The sequence below is a fragment of the Streptomyces sp. NPDC001851 genome (assembly GCF_040297165.1).
In the GTDB taxonomy this organism is placed as follows: Bacteria; Actinomycetota; Actinomycetes; order Streptomycetales; family Streptomycetaceae; genus Streptomyces.
Genome location: NZ_JBEOYR010000012.1, coordinates 140,121 through 155,811 on the forward strand (window position 1 = coordinate 140,121; position 15,691 = coordinate 155,811).

Consider the following 15,691-nt stretch of genomic DNA (forward strand, 5'->3'; position numbering starts at 1 on the left):
CAGGGATCCTCCCGGTCTGGCCATCCTTGGGCATGCAGTCAAGCAATGATCATCCTCGGGGAGCCGGGGACGGTCCCGAGAGTTCGGCCGAGAACCGGGAAGAGCACGACGTGCTGCCGTCCCGCGACGTGGTGCATGAGGACCCTTGGTACGACGCCTTGGCCTCCGGCTGGGGCGAGCTGGACCGTCCCGGTGCGCCGACGCCCGCCGTGCCGCCCGCTCGCGGGGAGCGGAGCGGCACTGGGCTCCGTGCCCGGGACGTGTACGCCGAGGTGCAGCGCAGCGCGGCCTTCCAGGAGGTGCGCACCAGGTACCGGCGGTTCGTCGTACCGGGAGTCGCCGTGTTCCTCGTCTGGTACGTGAGCTATCTGGTCACCGCCACGACCGCTCCAGGGCTCATGGCCCGGCCCGTGGCCGGAGCGGTGAACGTGGGCATGCTGGCCGGGCTGGGACAGTTCCTCACCACGTTCCTGCTCACCTGGGCCTATGCCCGGCATGCGCGGCTGCGCCGGGACCGGGTGGCGCTGGAGCTGCGCTGGGACACCCAGGAACTGACCCGCGGAGCACGGGGAGACGCCTCGTGACCGGTCACCACCAGACGCCGGCAGTGCTGCTGTTCAGCGGCTTCGTGGCCCTCACCCTCGGGATCACGACGTGGTGAGCCGTCGCCGGCACGGTTCGGCGGAGGAGTTCTATGCGGGAGGGCGGTTGTTCTCCCCCATGGAGAATGGTTTTGCCATCGCGGGTGACTACATGTCGGCCGCCTCCTTCCTCGGGGTCACCGGGTTGATCGCGCTGTACGGGTACGACGGGATGCTGTACGTCGTGGGCTTTCTCGTGGCCTGGCTGGTGGTGCTGTTCCTGGTGGCCGAACTGGTCCGCAACTGCGGGCGTTTCACGCTGGCCGACGTGGTGGCCGCGCGGATGCGTGAGCGGCCGGTGCGGATCGCGGTGGGAACTTCCTCGGTGACGGTGTCCGTTCTGTATCTGGTGGCGCAAATGGTCGGCGCGGGCAGCCTGGTGGCGCTGCTGCTGGGGCGGACGAGCGGGGCCGCCGGGGCCTGGGCGGTCATCGGGGTCGGCGCGCTCATGGTGATCTATGTGTCGTTGGGAGGGATGCGGGCCACCACCTGGATCCAGATCGTGAAGGCGGTCCTGCTGCTGGGCGGCACGATCGCGCTGACCGTGCTCCTGCTGCTGCGCTTCCACGGCGACGTCGACCGGTTGCTGCTCACGGCCGCCGAGCGCAGCGGTCATGGAAGGGCGTTCCTGGCGCCGGGGCTCAGGTACGGCGGCACCTGGACCGCCCGTCTGGACTTCATCAGCCTGGGACTCGCCCTGGTGCTGGGCACGGCGGGACTGCCGCACATCCTGTCGCGTTTCTACACCGTGCCCACCGCGCGGGCCGCCCGCCGTTCCGCGGTGTGGTCCATCGGACTGATCGGCGGTTTCTATCTGATGACGATCGTGCTCGGCTTCGGAGCGGCCGCGGTCGTCGGGCCGGATGCGGTGCGCGGTTCGAACACGGCGGGGAACACGGCGGTTCCCCTGCTCGCGCTCACGCTGGGCGGCGGCGCAGGTTCCACTGGCGGAACGGTTCTCTTCGCGGTCGTCGCCGCCGTCGCGTTCGCCACGATCCTCGCCGTGGTCGCCGGCATCACGCTCGCCTCATCGGTGTCGGTGGCGCACGATCTGTACGCGTCGCTGCGGCGGTCGCGCGGCAGGATGCGCAGCGAGGTGGCGGTGGCACGGTGGGCGGCGGTCGGCATCGGCGTCGTGGCGATCGCGCTCGGTCTGCTGGCCCGTGATCTCAACGTGGCCTTCCTCGTCGGTCTCGCCTTCGCCGTCGCCGCGTCGGCGAACCTTCCGGCGCTGCTGTATGCGTTGTTCTGGCCTGGTTTCACCACCGCGGCGGGCTGATCCCGGCGCTGGGACTCGTGCTGCTCTCCCCGGTGGTGTCCGGCAGCCCGGCCTCGCTCTTCCCGGACGTCGACTTCCAGTACTTCCCCTTGCAGAACCCGGGCATCGTCTCCATCCCGCTCGGCTTCCTCGCCGGCTGGCTCGGCACGGTCACCTCGGTCGAGGTCGCGGACGAGGCCAAGTACGCCGAGACGGAGGTGCGGTCGCTGACCGGCGCCGGGGCCGCGTAGCGGGCACGCGCTTCATCCCACGGCGGCGCTCCAGCCCAGGGCGGCGCGGATCCTAGGGCGCCACCCAGGCGTACCGGTGTTCCGGCCGGCCGGTGTCGCCGTACTTCAGGGAGAGCCGGAGGCGGCCGGCCTGTTCCAGGTGGCGGAGGTAGCGCTGGGCCGTGGAGCGGCTCAGGCCGGTCCTGGCGGCCACCTCGTGGGCCGACAGCGGCTGGGCCGCGCGGTGCAGGACGCCGCAGATCAGATCGGTCGTGGGCTCCGAGTGGCCGCTCGGCAGGCCGGGCGCGGACGGTGCGGGGGTGGCGCGCAGCGCCCCGAAGATCCGGTCGACCTGCTCCTGTCCCGTCAGGCCCCGGCCGCCGACGCGGTCCACCGTGCGACGCAGGGCGGCATAGGAGTCGAGGCGGGCGCGCAGGGCGGCGAAGGTGAAGGGCTTGACCAGGTAGTGCAGGGCGCCCAGGCGCATCGCCTGCTGGACGGTCGTCACATCGCTGGCCGCGGTGATCATGATGACGTCCGTGCCGTGGCCCTGCTCCCGCATGAGATGTACCAGGTCGAGTCCGGTCCGGTCCGGAAGATAGTGGTCGAGCAGGACCAGGTCGATGCCACCGCGTTCGACGGCGGTCAGGGCCTGGGCGGCGCTGTGCGCGCGGGCGGCCGCCCGGAAGCCGGGAACCTTTGCCACGTACTTGGCGTTTATCTCAGCGACGCGGAAGTCGTCGTCCACGACCAGGACGTCAATCATCAGGCCTCTCCTCAGGCCGGCGGGCGTTAAGCCCGTGTTTCGTGCTCCGCAGTTGTAGCGCGAGCAAAATGAGCACAACAGGCTCTTGCGAGCAAAAGAAGGGCTTGTGCTCACAAGACTCCTGCTGTGGCCGGGGCCACACCTACCGTCCCGGGCCATGAGCGCACACACCAGCCCCGCCATTGAGCTGCGGGGCGCGAGCAAGACCTTCAGAACCCCGTCAGGGGGACTGCACACGGCCGTGCGCGGTCTGGACCTCACCGTCCGGCGCGGCGAGTTCGTGGCCGTCGTAGGACCGACCGGCTGCGGCAAGTCCACCACGCTGACGCTGGTCAGCGGCTTGGAGGAGCCCACCGAGGGCGAGGTGCTGGTGGCCGGCGAGCCGGTCGACGGTGTCGGCGACAAGGTCGGCTTCGTCTTTCAGCAGGACGCCACGTTCCCCTGGCGCACGGTCCTGTCCAACGTCATGGCCGGCCCGCGCTTCCGGGGCGTACCGAAGGCCGAGGCCAAGGAGAAGGCCCGGGAGTGGCTGGCCCGCGTCGGACTCGCCGCCTTCGAGGACCGCTACCCGCACCAGCTCTCCGGCGGTCAGCGCAAGCGCGTCGCCCTCGCCGCCACGTTCGTCAACGACCCCGAGATCCTGCTGATGGACGAGCCGTTCTCGGCGCTGGACGTGCAGACCCGGGCCCTGATGTCGGACGAGCTGCTGGAGCTGTGGGAGGGCACGGGAGCCTCCGTCGTCTTCGTCACCCATGACCTGGAGGAGTCCATCGCGCTCGCCGACAAGGTCGTCGTGATGACCGCCGGACCCGCGACCGTGAAGCAGGTCTTCGACATCGATTTGCCCCGGCCGCGCAAGGTCGAGTCGGTGCGCCTTCAGCCGCGGTTCATCGAGATCTACCGCGAGATCTGGGAGTCCCTCGGCGAAGAGGTCCGCATCACCCGCGAAAGAGGTGCCGCCCATGTCGCCTGACGTCATGCCCGAGGCCCAGGTCGCACCGACCATGACGGAGCCCGCCGACAAGACGAACCGGGCGCGGACCCGCGCCCAGGCCGCCCGCCGCCGCAAGGCCGTCGTCACCGCCGTGCGCGTGCTGCTGCTGGTCGCCGTCCTCGGGCTGTGGGAGGGACTGTCCCGGGCGAAGATCATCGATCCGTTCAACTTCTCGATGCCGTCGCAGATCTGGGACCAGATCCGGACCTGGGTCATGCACGGAACCGCGCTCGGATCGCTCGGCGAACAGATCTGGTACACCCTTTACGAGGCACTCCTCGGCTGGGTCCTCGGTGTGGTTGCCGGTGTGTTGCTCGGCATCGCGCTCGGGCGGATCAGATTGCTCGCCGAGGTCCTTGGTCCGTACATCAAGGTGCTCAACTCGATCCCCAGGATCGTCCTGGCGCCGATCTTCCTGATCTGGTTCGGGCTCGGGCCGTCCTCCAAGGTCGCCTCCGCAGTCGTGCTGGTCTTCTTCCCGGTGTTCTTCAACGCCTTCCAGGGCGCCCGGGAGGTGGACCGCAACCTGGTGGCCAACGCCCGCATCCTGGGCGCCAGCGACCGCCGGGTCACACTCCAGGTGGTCATCCCGTCGGCCACCTCCTGGATCTTCACGAGCCTCCACGTCAGCTTCGGCTTCGCGCTCATCGGCGCCATCGTCGGCGAGTACATCGGCGCCACGAAGGGCATCGGCCTGCTCGTCTCGCAGTCGCAGAACACCTTCAACTCGGCCGGTGTGTACGCCGCGATGGTCATCCTCGCGGTCGTCGCCCTCGCCGCCGAAGGACTGCTCACCTTCGCCGAGCGCCGCATCTTCCGCTGGAAGCCCGCCGGTTCCGACGACTGACCGGCCCCGCCCCGACCAGCCCCCCACGCCTTCCCCGCACCGCCCTCTCACAAGGACGTGAACCGCATGCGCAACACCGCCAGATACGCCTCCCTGGCCGCCGCCGGCCTGCTCGCCCTCTCCTCGCTCACCGCCTGCGCCAACGACGCGGCCAGCTCCACCGCCGACACCGGGGGCGGCGGCAAGGGCGAGACGGTCAAGATCATGGTCGGTGGCCTCGACAAGGTCATCTACCTGCCCGCCATGCTCACCCAACGCCTCGGCTACTTCCAGGCCGAGGGTCTGAATGTCCAACTCCTCAGCGAGCCCGCCGGTGTCCAGGCCGAGACCGCGCTCGTTTCCGGCCAGGTGCAAGGAGCGGTCGGCTTCTACGACCACACCCTGGATCTGCAGACCAAGGGCAAGTCGGTCGAGTCGGTCGTGCAGTTCTCGCACGCGCCCGGCGAGGTCGAGGTCGTCTCGGACAAGGCGGCCGGCGACCTGACCTCGCCGAAGGACTTCAAGGGCCGCAAGCTGGGTGTGACCCAGCTCGGTTCCTCCACCGACTTCCTCACCAAGTACCTGGCGGTCAAGAACGGTGTGAACGTCAGCGAGTTCTCGCCCGTCGCCGTGGGGGCGGGGCCCACGTTCATCGCGGCCCTGCAGAAGGGGGCGATCGACGGCGGTATGACCACCGACCCGACCGTCGCGACCATCCTGGACAAGAAGGCCGGCAAGATCCTCCTCGACATGCGTACCCCCGAGGGCTCGCAGAAGGCGCTGGGCGGGCCGTACCCGTCGTCAAGTCTGTACATGCAGACGGACTGGGTGAACGGACACAAGGACACCGTCCAGAAGTTGGTCAACGCATTCGTCAAGACGCTCAAGTGGATGTCCACCCACAGCGCCGACGAGATCGCCGCGAAGATGCCCGCCGACTACTCCCAGGGCAGCAAGGCGCTCTACACGCAGGCCATCAAGAGCACCCTGCCGATGTTCACCGACGACGGCGTGATGCCCCAGGGCGGCCCGGAGACCGTTGAGAAGGTCCTCAAGTCGTTCAACCCCAACATCAAGAACGCCAAGGTCGACTTGAGCAAGACCTACACGACCGAGTTCGTCAAGGCTGCCAAGTAGCTGCCGAGCAACTGCCGAGAAGACGAGTCCGCTCAGCCGCGGGCCGCCCACACGTAACGGTGTTCCGGGCGGCCCGCGTCGCCGTACCTGAGGGTCAGCCGCGCCCGTCCGGTGCGCTCCAGGAGCTTCAGATACCGCTGGGCCGTCTGCCGGCTCACCCCGGTCCGCTCGGCGACCTCCTGGGCGGACAGCGGTCCTTCGGCGTTCATCAGCGCCTGGCGCACCAGCTCGGCCGTCGCGGGGGAGTGCCCCTTGGGCAGTTCCGGCTCCGACGGCGCGGACAGGGCGCCGAAGATGCGGTCCACCTGGACCTGTTCGGCCTCGCCGCCGCCGTCCAGGGTGCGGCGCAGCTGCGCGTACGCCTCCAGCTTGGCGCGCAGACCCGCGAAGGCGAACGGCTTCACCAGGTACTGCAGCGCCCCCTGCCGCATCGCGGCCTGGACGGTCGACACGTCCCGCGCCGCCGTCACCATGATCACGTCGGTCTGGTAGCCGCGCCGGCGCATCTCCCGCACGACCGCGAGACCGGTGTCGTCGGGCAGGTAGTGGTCCATGAGGACCAGGTCCAGCCGCGGCAGTGTCCCCACCTGGCGCAGCGCCTCTGCCGCACTGTGCGCCTCGCCGGCCACGTGGAATCCCGGCACCTTCTCCACGTAGGCGGCGTTGACCCGGGCGACGCGGGTGTCGTCGTCCACGACCAGGACCTCGATCATCGCGCCTCCTCCTCGGTGCGGGCGGCAGGTTCGGCGGACTCCTCGGGTACCGCGGATTCCAGCTCCGGACCGGTCAGCGCCTCCGGCAGGACCACCGTGAACTCCGCACCGCCGCCGTCCGCCGCGTCCACCGTCGCGCTCCCGCCCTGCCGTTCGGCGAGCCGGCGCACCAGCGAGAGCCCGATGCCCCGCTTGCCGTGCGCGGGCGGCTTCTTGGTCGACCAGCCGTCAGTGAAGATCAACTCCCGCTGTCCGGCCGGGATTCCGGGGCCCGTGTCGCGCACCCTGAGCACGACCGTACGGCCCTCGGCGCGCAACTCGACCTCCACGCGCGCGTGCAGTGTGCCGGCGACCGCGTCGAGGGCGTTGTCCACCAGGTTGCCCACCACCGTGACCAGCCCCCGGGGATCGATCAGCCGGTCCGGCAGCCGGGTGTCCTCCGACACCCACAGCGCGACACCGCGCTCGGCCGCCACGGTCGCCTTGCCGACCAGCAGCGCGGCCAGCAGCGGATCCTGGATCTTCTCGGTGACCTGTTCGGCGGTGACCCGGTGGTCGCCGACCACCTCGCCGACGAACTCCACGGCGTCGTCGTACATCTCCAGTTCCAGCAGTCCGAGCAGGGTGTGCATGCGATTGGCGTGCTCGTGGTCCTGGGCGCGCAGCGCGTCGATCAGTCCGCGCGTGGAGTCCAGTTCGCGCCCCAGCTGCTCCAGCTCGGTGCGGTCGCGCAGGGTGGCCACGGCGCCGCCGTCGTCGGTGGGCATGCGGTTGGCGACCAGCACCCGCTGGCCGCGCACGGTGAGCAGGTCGGTGCCGGTCACCCGGCCGGCCAGCACATCCGTCGTACGGCCCGCGCCGAGCGCCTCGTCGGGGGTCTGTCCGACGGCCTCGTCGCCGATGCCCAGCAGCCGCCGCGCCTCGTCGTTGAACAGGCGGATGCGCCCGCCGCGGTCGAGGGCGACCACGCCCTCACGGATGCCGTGCAGCATCGCCTCGCGCTCCGCGAGCAGCGCCGAGATGTCGGAGAAGGCCAGGTCCCGGGTCTGCCGCTGGACCCGGCGGGAGATCAGCCAGGCGGCCAGCGCACCCACCGCGAGAGCGCCCCCGGCGTACGCGAACAGTCCCGGGATCGCACCGATCAGCCGCGCCCGCACACTGTCGTACGCGATACCGACCGAGACCGCCCCGATGATGCGGTGGTGGGCGTCGTACAGCGGCACCTTGCCGCGCGCGGAGCGCCCCAGGGTGCCGGTATCGATCTGCATGACCTTGTGGCCGGCCAGCGCCTCTTCCGGGGAGGTCGAGACGTGGTCGCCGATCTCCGAGGGGGTGGTGTGCGACCAGCGCACGCCCCGTCGGTCCATCACGACGATGTACTCGGCGTGCGTGGCCTTCCGGATCCGCTCGGCCTCCTTCTGCACCGGGCCGTCGCTGGTCGGCGGGGTGGTCAGGACGCCCTCCGCGATCTGCGGGTCCTGGGCGGTGGTCTCGGCGATGGCCAGCGCGCGGCGCATCGCCTCCTGGTCCAGCTGCTTGCTCAGCGGCGCCAGGAACAGGCCGGTCGCGAGCACCGCCACCCCCGCCGCGATCGCCACCTGCATCAGCAGCACCTGCGAGAACACCCGCCGTGGCAGACCGAGGCGCAGACGGCGTGCGGAGGGCGTGGGGCTCATGCCCATGACGGTACGTGGAAGGGCTCACCACGCCCCAGGGGGGTGTGGTGGGGATCTCTTGACCGGTTCTTGAACGAGGTGGCCGCTCAGCTCGCCAGCGCTGTCGGCCTCAGCCGGCGCACGTCGACCACGTCCATCCGCGCGGGCGTCCCCAGCACCGCCGCGCCACAGCTCTCCGGCCGGGGCGGCAGCGACGCGCCCTGTGCCACGGTCACCCGCCAGCGGCGGCCGTCGGCGTGTCCGACGGTGACCTCCCAGCGCGGAGCCCGGCCGTCGGTCCGTACGACGCGCAGCACCCCCGCCCGGTACTCGCCCGCGGCCGACCGGACGGCCAGCTCGGCCGCCTGACCGGGCCGTTCCCAGGCCGAGCACCCGCGGCACCCCTCCACCACGACGCGCTCTTCCCGGACACCGTGCAGCGCCTCCTTGACGGTGTGCGCCTCGACGCGGCCGTAGGCGTAGCCGTACGGCAGGACGAGCACCGTCGGCGAGAAGCGATGTCCACCCAGATGGGTGACCTCCCAGACGCCGCGCACTCCGGAGGCGGCCAGTTCGGCGGCCAGGGGACGGCCCAGGAGGGCGCAGCAGCGGTCCCGCTTGCCGTTGGTGCACACCAGTGCGAGCGGGTCGCCGCGGTGTGCCCGCCCGCCGAGCGCGGTGCCGAAGGAACGGTGGTCACCCGCTCCGAGGGCGGCGAAGTCGAGCCCGAGGAGCCGCTGGGGGTCGCGGATCCTGGCGCTGTGCAGCCACACGCGGCCCGGCACGGTGTGGGCGGCGTACAGCTGCCGGACGGAGGGTCTGCCCGGGTCGGCGTGACGTCCGGGGCGCCGGATGAGGGCGACGCGTACGCCGGTTCCCTCGGCGGCCGACTCCAGGGCCCGGCCCAGTGCGGGGTCCAGGTGACTCGAAGTGAGCGCCTTCGCGCCCCACGGGCCGGGCTGTTCCAGCAGCAGCCACGTCGTCGCCGTGGCCGCCGTACCGGAAACGGGCTCGTCGAGGCTCCGGGAGACGGTCGCGCACCTACTCACAGAGGTGAGCCTAACCTGACTCTCCCTGGGGCGACTTCCGGCCGTCGTTGTGTCCTACTCCGGGAGGGGCTGCGGAGGCCGCGGGCCGACGTAGTGGCCGACGGGGCGCATGCGCAGGGGGCGCTCGCCGTACTCCTCCAGGGCGTGCGCGATCCAGCCCGCGGTCCGGGCGACGGCGAAGATCGTCTCACCTGCCGTCGCGGCCATGCCGCTGGACGCGGTGAACACCGCCAGGGCCAGGTCGACGTTGGCGTGCAGCGGGGTGTGCCGCGCGGTCGTGGCGACGATGTCGCGGGCGGCGAGCAGGGCGGACTCCGCGCTCGGGACCTGCTCCAGGAGGCCGAACAGCACGCGCGCGCGGGGGTCCTCGCCGGTGTACAGCCGGTGGCCGAGCCCGGGGACGCGGCGGCCCGCGCGCAGTTCGTCGGCGATGACCGGGACCGCCGTGCCCTGGTCGAGCACGTCGAGCAGCATCCGGTGGGCCATGCCGCTCGCGGCACCGTGCAGCGGGCCCTCCAGGACGCCGAATCCGGCCGAGACGGCCGCGTAGGCGTGCGCGCGGGCCGAGGCGGCGACGCGGACCGCGAGTGTGGAGGCGGCCAGGTCGTGGTCGGCGAGCAGGGCGAGCGCGGTGTCCAGGACGCGCAGCGACGCCTCGTCGGCGGGGTGGCCGGTCAGCCGGGTCCACAGCCGGTGGGCGAGCGGGCCGTCGTCCTTGTGGGCGTGCCGGGCCGGCGGCAGCGCGGCGACGAGGGTCGGGATGAGGATCCGCGCGGTGTTCAGGACGGCCTCCTCCGACAGGTCGAAGCGCAGCGGGTCCTCGGCCGCCGCGGCGATCGCCGCGACGCGCAGCCGGTCGGTGGGGGAGGCGTGCTCGCTCAGGGCGTTGACCGCGCGGCGGGCCACCTCGACGGTGGGTCCGGGCGCGGAGAAGGTGACGCCCGGCGTCAGCCGCCCCGTCCACAGCCATTCCGCGACCTCCTCGTAGGAGTGGCGCAGGGACATCTCCACGGCGTCCACACCCCGGAAGAAGTACTGGTCCCGCTCGATCAGCGTGATGCGGGTCCGGACGGAGAGGTCCCCGCCGGAGCCCGGGCTCACGGCCGCCTCGCGCCGGTGGCGCCGGACGAGGGCCTCGACCTCCTTCGCGTCGAAGGTGCTGGCGCGGCCCCCGGGCTCGCGTCTGCTGGTGAGCAGGCCGCGACTCACGTACGCGTACACGGTCTCGGGCTTCACGCCGAGCAGTTCGGCGGTCTCCTTGGTGGTCAGCCTCCGCCCGGGACGGCCGGGGGGAGCGGGTTCGTGATCGCGCATGGGGGTCACCGTAGCCGCCCTCGCATACCTTGATCGCACTACATTGAGTCAATCAATATTGACAGGAAATGAGTCAAGCATGGACAGTCGGATCAAGTCCAGGGAGGAGAACCATGGCCATCAACAGGACCGCAACCCCGCTCATCGACGCACCGCCCGGTCTCGCCGGCGTCGTCGTCACCGAGACCGAGATCGGCGACGTCCGAGGGCGGGAGGGCTTCTACCACTACCGCCAGTACTCGGCCGTCGAACTCGCGCGGACCCGTGGCTTCGAGGACGTCTGGCATCTCCTGGTGCACGGCGCCCTCCCGGACGCGGAGCGCCGCGCCGCCTTCACCGCCGAGACCGCGGCGCTGCGCCGGCTGCCCGAGGAGGTCCGCGCGGCGCTGCCCGCGATCGCCGCGGCCGGCCGAGGGCCGGGCCCGCTGTCCGGACTGCGCACGGCCCTGTCGCTGCTGGGTTCGGCGCGGGGTCTGCGACCGGTGTACGACATCGACGCGGACCGGCGCCGCGCCGACACCGTGGCGATCTGCGCGGCCGTACCCACGCTGCTCACCGCGCTGTACCGGCTCGGGCAGGGCCTCGCCCCGGTCGAGCCGCGCGAGGACCTCTCCTACGCGGCCAACTACCTGTACATGCTCAACGGCGAGGAACCCGAGCCGCGGCGGGCGCGTGCTGTCGAGCAATACTTGATCTCAACCATTGATCATGGATTCAACGCGTCCACCTTCACCGCCCGCGTCATCGCCTCCACCGGCGCCGACGTGGCCGCCTGCCTGACCGGCGCCGTCGGCGCCCTGTCCGGTCCGCTGCACGGAGGCGCGCCCAGCCGGGCCCTGGACACCCTGGACGCCATCGGTACCCCGGACCGGATCGACCCCTGGATCCGGGAGCGGGTGCTCGCCGGTGACCGGATCATGGGCTTCGGACACGCCGTCTACCGCACGGAGGACCCCCGTTCGCGGATGCTGCGGGAGATCGCCCTCGGATTCGGCGGTCCGCGGGTGGACTTCGCGGTGGAGGTCGAGCGCCGGGTCGAGGTGATCCTCGCCGAGCTGAAGCCCGGCCGTGAACTGCACACCAACGTCGAGTTCTACGCCGGCGTGGTCATGGAACTCTGCGGCCTGCCCCGCGAGATGTTCACCCCCACCTTCGCCGCGGCACGGGTGGTGGGCTGGAGCGCCAACGTCCTGGAACAGGCGGCCGACTCGAAGATCATCCGGCCGGTGGCGCGGTACGTGGGGCCGCAGCCGCCGGTCGCGGTACCGGCCGCCCGCTGACGGCGCGAGGCGACCGCAGTGCCCTCTTATGCTGGTCCGGCAGCCGGTCCCCAGCGGCCCGGTCCACCGGCGCCCCGGTTCACCGGGGCCGCCCCGTCCACGCAGAGAGGTCACCCGTTGGGGAACAGCAGCGGTCCGCAGATCCCGGTCGTCGTGCTCGCCGGTTTCCTGGGCTCCGGCAAGACCACGCTCCTCAACCACCTCCTGCACCGCAGCGGAGGCAGCCGCATCGGGGCGATCGTCAATGACTTCGGGGCCATCGAGATCGACGCGATGGCCGTCGCGGGCGCGCTCGGCGACTCCACCGTCTCGCTGGGCAACGGCTGCCTCTGCTGTGCCGTCGACGCCGGCGAACTCGACCTCTACCTGGACCGGCTCGCCGACCCGGGCACCGGCATCGACGTGATCGTCATCGAGGCCAGCGGGCTCGCCGAGCCCCAGGAACTCGTGCGGATGGTGCTGGCCAGCGAGCACCCGAGGGTCGTCTACGGCGGCCTGGTCGAGGTCGTGGACGCCGCCGAGTTCGGCGACACCCGTGCCCGGCACCCCGAGATCGACCGGCATCTGGCCCTCGCCGACCTGGTGGTGGTCAACAAGCTCGACCGCGCCGAGGACGGCGAGCGGGTCCTCGGCCTGGTGCGGTCCCTCACGGACCGCGCCGCCGTGGTCCCCGCCACCTACGGCCGGATCGACCCCGAGCTCCTCTTCGACTGCAGGCCGAGCGAGGAGCGGATCGGACAGCTGTCCTTCGACGACCTGCACGAACACAACCGGGACGACGGGCGCGAGGAGCACTCCGGTCATCTGCACACCGGCTACGACAGCCTGTCCTTCACCTCCGAGGTCCCCCTGGAACCCCGTCGGCTCATGCGGTTCCTGGACAGCCGGCCCGAGGGGCTGTACCGGATCAAGGGATACGTCGACTTCGGGCCCTACGACCCCCTCAACCGGTACGCCGTGCACGCCGTCGGCCGGTTCCTGCGCTTCTACCCCGAGCCCCGGGGCGCCTCCGGCGACCGCCTCACCCAGCTCGTGCTGATCGGCTCCGGCATCGACACGGAGGCCCTCGGCCAGGAGCTCAAGAGGTGCGAGAACGACGCCCCACACGCCGACGAACACGGCATGTGGGGCGTCCTGCGCTACGTCCAGGGCACCGAGGAGGAGCCCGGCCCGGAGCCGTACGAGGCCTAGGACACCGGCCCCGCAACCACCGACACCGTCTTCGGCAGCGACGTGCCCGAGCCGTCCCGGCGCGGGTCCAGCTCCGGGAGCTCCGCCGGGGTGCCGGTCTTCTGCGCCGCGCGCGCGGGAGCCGGTCCCGCCCAGGCCAGCGCCAGGCAGTCCTCGCCCTTCAGGAACCGCTGACAGCGCACGCCGCCCGTGGCCCGGCCCTTGCGCGGGTACTGGTCGAACGGCGTCAGCTTGGCCGTCGTCTGCACCGAGTCGTCCAGCGTGCCGCGTGATCCCGCCACCGTGAACACCACCGCGTCGGCCGCGGGGTCGACGGCCGTGAAGGAGATGACCTTCGCGCCCTCGGCGAGCTTGATGCCCGCCATACCGCCCGCCGGGCGGCCCTGCGGGCGCACGATGGACGCCTGGAAGCGCAGCAGCTGCGCGTCGTCGGTGATGAACACCAGGTCCTCCTCGCCGGTGCGCAGCTCCACCGCGCCGACGATCCGGTCGCCCTCCTTGAGGGTGATGACCTCCAACTCCTCCCGGTTGGACGGATAGTCGGGCACCACACGCTTGACGACACCCTGCTCGGTGCCGAGCGCGAGGCCCGGCGACGACTCGTCCAGCGTGGTCAGACAGACCACCGTCTCGTCGTCCTCCAGGGAGACGAACTCCGCCAGCGGCGCCCCTCCGGACAGGTTCGGGGCCGCCGCCGTCTCCGGCAGCTGGGGCAGGTCCACCACGTTGATCCGCAGCAGCCGGCCCGCCGAGGTCACCGCGCCGATCTCGCCGCGCGCGGTCGTGGGGACCGCCGAGACGATCACGTCGTGCTTGACGCGCTTGGCGCCCGCCTGCTCCGGGAGGGGCTCGCCCGTCGCCGTGCGGGCCAGCAGACCCGTCGAGGACAGCAGCACCCGGCACGGGTCGTCGGCGACCTGCAGCGGCACCGCGGCCACCTGGGCGCCCGCCGACTCCAGCAGGACCGTACGCCGGTCGGTGCCGAACTTCTTGGCCACGGCGGCCAGTTCGGCCGAGACCAGCTTGCGCAGCTCCGCGTCGGAGTCCAGGATCCGGGTCAGCTCCGCGATCTCCGCCGTGAGCCTGTCCTTCTCCGCCTCCAGCTCGATGCGGTCGTACTTGGTGAGCCTGCGCAGCGGCGTGTCGAGGATGTACTGCGTCTGCACCTCGCTCAGCGAGAAGCGCTCCATCAGGCGCTCCTTGGCCTGCGCGGAGTTCTCGCTGGACCGGATCAGCCGGATGACCTCGTCGATGTCGACCAGCGCGGTCAGCAGGCCCTCGACCAGGTGCAGCCGGTCGCGCTTCTTTCCGCGGCGGAACTCGCTGCGCCGCCGCACCACGTCGAAGCGGTGGTCGAGGTAGACCTCCAGCAGTTCCTTCAGACCCAGAGTGAGCGGCTGGCCGTCCACCAGGGCGACGTTGTTGATGCCGAAGGACTCCTCCATCGGGGTCAGCTTGTACAGCTGCTCCAGGACCGCCTCCGGCACGAAGCCGTTCTTGATCTCGATGACCAGACGCAGGCCGTGCTCACGGTCGGTGAGGTCCTTCACGTCGGCGATGCCCTGGACCTTCTTCGCGTTGACCAGGTCCTTGATCTTCGCGATGACCTTCTCGGGGCCGACCGTGAAGGGCAGTTCGGTGACCACCAGGCCCTTGCGGCGGGCGGTCACCGTCTCGACCGAGACCGTGGCGCGCATCTTGAAGGTGCCGCGGCCCGAGGCGTACGCGTCGCGGATGCCGTCCAGCCCGACGATCCGGCCGCCGGTGGGCAGGTCCGGGCCCGGCACGTGCTTCATCAGCGCGTCCAGGTCCGCGTTCGGGTACTTGATCAGGTGGCGGGCGGCCGCGATGACCTCGCGCAGGTTGTGCGGCGGCATGTTCGTCGCCATGCCGACCGCGATGCCCGAGGAGCCGTTGACCAGCAGGTTCGGGAAGGCGGCGGGCAGCGCCACCGGCTCGCGCTCCTGGCCGTCGTAGTTGGGCGCGAAGTCGACCGTGTCCTCGTCGATCGACTCGGTCATCAGGCTCGTGGCCTCGGCCTGGCGGCACTCGGTGTACCGCATGGCGGCCGGCGGGTCGTCGTTGCCCAGCGAGCCGAAGTTGCCGTGGCCGTCGACGAGCGGTACCCGCATGGAGAACGGCTGGGCCATGCGCACCAGGGCGTCGTAGATCGACGCGTCGCCGTGCGGGTGCAGCTTGCCCATGACCTCGCCGACGACGCGCGCGCACTTCACATAGCCGCGGTCGGGGCGCAGGCCCATCTCGTTCATCTGGTACACGATCCGGCGGTGCACCGGCTTGAGGCCGTCACGGGCGTCCGGCAGTGCGCGCGAATAGATGACCGAGTAGGCGTACTCAAGGTAGGAGCCACGCATCTCGTCCACGACGTCGATGTCGAGGATCCTCTCCTCGTACGAATCGTCGGGCGGCGGGGTCTTCGTGCTGCGGCGGGCCATCGCTGCCTGGCTCCTTGCGTGAAGCGTGGGACGGATCTGACGCCGACCATTGTGGACCGAGGCACTGACAAGCCGTACCACGACCCGGGTCCAGGCGGCTTCCCGGGCCGGTGGGCCGGGTCCGGGGCAGGCTACGCGATCCGCTCTGGGCGTACGTCCCGCGGGAACTTCGCCGAGCCCC

Annotated in this window: 12 protein-coding genes and 1 pseudogene; 7 read left to right on the forward strand and 6 right to left on the reverse strand. The window is 71.2% G+C overall.

Annotated features, from left to right (window positions below):
* The first annotated feature begins 32 nt into the window (after positions 1–32).
* Positions 33–584: a DUF485 domain-containing protein gene (locus ABT171_RS19650; protein WP_351245400.1), complete on the forward strand. Its 552-nt coding sequence runs from the start codon at positions 33–35 to the stop codon at positions 582–584.
* Positions 581–2,150: pseudogene (locus ABT171_RS19655) on the forward strand (monocarboxylic acid transporter). Before ABT171_RS19650 ends, ABT171_RS19655 begins: the two are co-directional and overlap by 4 nt.
* A gap of 52 nt (positions 2,151–2,202) precedes the next feature.
* Here ABT171_RS19655 and ABT171_RS19660 read toward each other — a convergent pair.
* Positions 2,203–2,895: a response regulator gene (locus tag ABT171_RS19660; protein WP_351245402.1), complete on the reverse strand. Its 693-nt coding sequence runs from the start codon at positions 2,893–2,895 to the stop codon at positions 2,203–2,205.
* A 157-nt stretch (positions 2,896–3,052) separates the two neighbouring features.
* Between ABT171_RS19660 and ABT171_RS19665 the strand changes: the two genes are divergently transcribed.
* The 3 genes from ABT171_RS19665 to ABT171_RS19675 all read left to right on the forward strand — a co-directional run bounded on the left by ABT171_RS19665 (position 3,053) and on the right by ABT171_RS19675 (position 5,852).
* Positions 3,053–3,868, forward strand: a complete 816-nt coding sequence (locus ABT171_RS19665) for an ABC transporter ATP-binding protein (protein WP_351245404.1) — start codon at positions 3,053–3,055, stop codon at positions 3,866–3,868.
* Entirely contained in the window at positions 3,858–4,736 is an 879-nt protein-coding gene (locus ABT171_RS19670; RefSeq protein WP_351245406.1) for an ABC transporter permease, read from the forward strand. Before ABT171_RS19665 ends, ABT171_RS19670 begins: the two co-directional genes overlap by 11 nt.
* A 66-nt stretch (positions 4,737–4,802) precedes the next feature.
* Positions 4,803–5,852, forward strand: coding sequence for an ABC transporter substrate-binding protein (locus ABT171_RS19675; RefSeq protein WP_351245408.1), 1,050 nt, complete (start codon positions 4,803–4,805; stop codon positions 5,850–5,852).
* A 32-nt stretch (positions 5,853–5,884) separates the two neighbouring features.
* Here the strand turns inward: ABT171_RS19675 and ABT171_RS19680 are convergent, their stop codons facing one another.
* The 4 genes from ABT171_RS19680 to ABT171_RS19695 all read right to left on the reverse strand — a co-directional run bounded on the left by ABT171_RS19680 (position 5,885) and on the right by ABT171_RS19695 (position 10,583).
* On the reverse strand, positions 5,885–6,565 hold the full coding sequence (locus tag ABT171_RS19680) for a response regulator (RefSeq protein ID WP_351245410.1): 681 nt from the start codon (positions 6,563–6,565) through the stop codon (positions 5,885–5,887).
* Positions 6,562–8,241 (reverse strand): ATP-binding protein, encoded by a 1,680-nt coding sequence (locus ABT171_RS19685; RefSeq protein ID WP_351245412.1) that lies wholly within the window; start codon positions 8,239–8,241, stop codon positions 6,562–6,564. Before ABT171_RS19685 ends, ABT171_RS19680 begins: the two co-directional genes overlap by 4 nt.
* 86 nt (positions 8,242–8,327) lie before the next feature.
* The gene (locus ABT171_RS19690; protein ID WP_351245414.1) at positions 8,328–9,269 is read right to left on the reverse strand and encodes a ferredoxin family protein; all 942 of its coding nucleotides are present in this window, start codon (positions 9,267–9,269) and stop codon (positions 8,328–8,330) included.
* Between the two features lie 54 nt (positions 9,270–9,323).
* Positions 9,324–10,583: a citrate/2-methylcitrate synthase gene (locus ABT171_RS19695; RefSeq protein WP_351245416.1), complete on the reverse strand. Its 1,260-nt coding sequence runs from the start codon at positions 10,581–10,583 to the stop codon at positions 9,324–9,326.
* Between the two features lie 113 nt (positions 10,584–10,696).
* Between ABT171_RS19695 and ABT171_RS19700 the strand changes: the two genes are divergently transcribed.
* Complete coding sequence (locus ABT171_RS19700) at positions 10,697–11,863, forward strand: citrate synthase (protein WP_351245418.1); 1,167 nt, start codon at positions 10,697–10,699, stop codon at positions 11,861–11,863.
* Positions 11,864–11,980: 117 nt separating this feature from the next.
* Positions 11,981–13,054: a CobW family GTP-binding protein gene (locus ABT171_RS19705; protein WP_351245420.1), complete on the forward strand. Its 1,074-nt coding sequence runs from the start codon at positions 11,981–11,983 to the stop codon at positions 13,052–13,054.
* Here the strand turns inward: ABT171_RS19705 and ABT171_RS19710 are convergent.
* A complete protein-coding gene (locus tag ABT171_RS19710; RefSeq protein ID WP_351245422.1) occupies positions 13,051–15,510 on the reverse strand; it encodes a DNA gyrase/topoisomerase IV subunit A in 2,460 nt (819 codons plus the stop codon). The two genes, ABT171_RS19705 and ABT171_RS19710, sit on opposite strands and share 4 nt — an antisense overlap.
* Between the last annotated feature and the right edge of the window lie 181 nt (positions 15,511–15,691).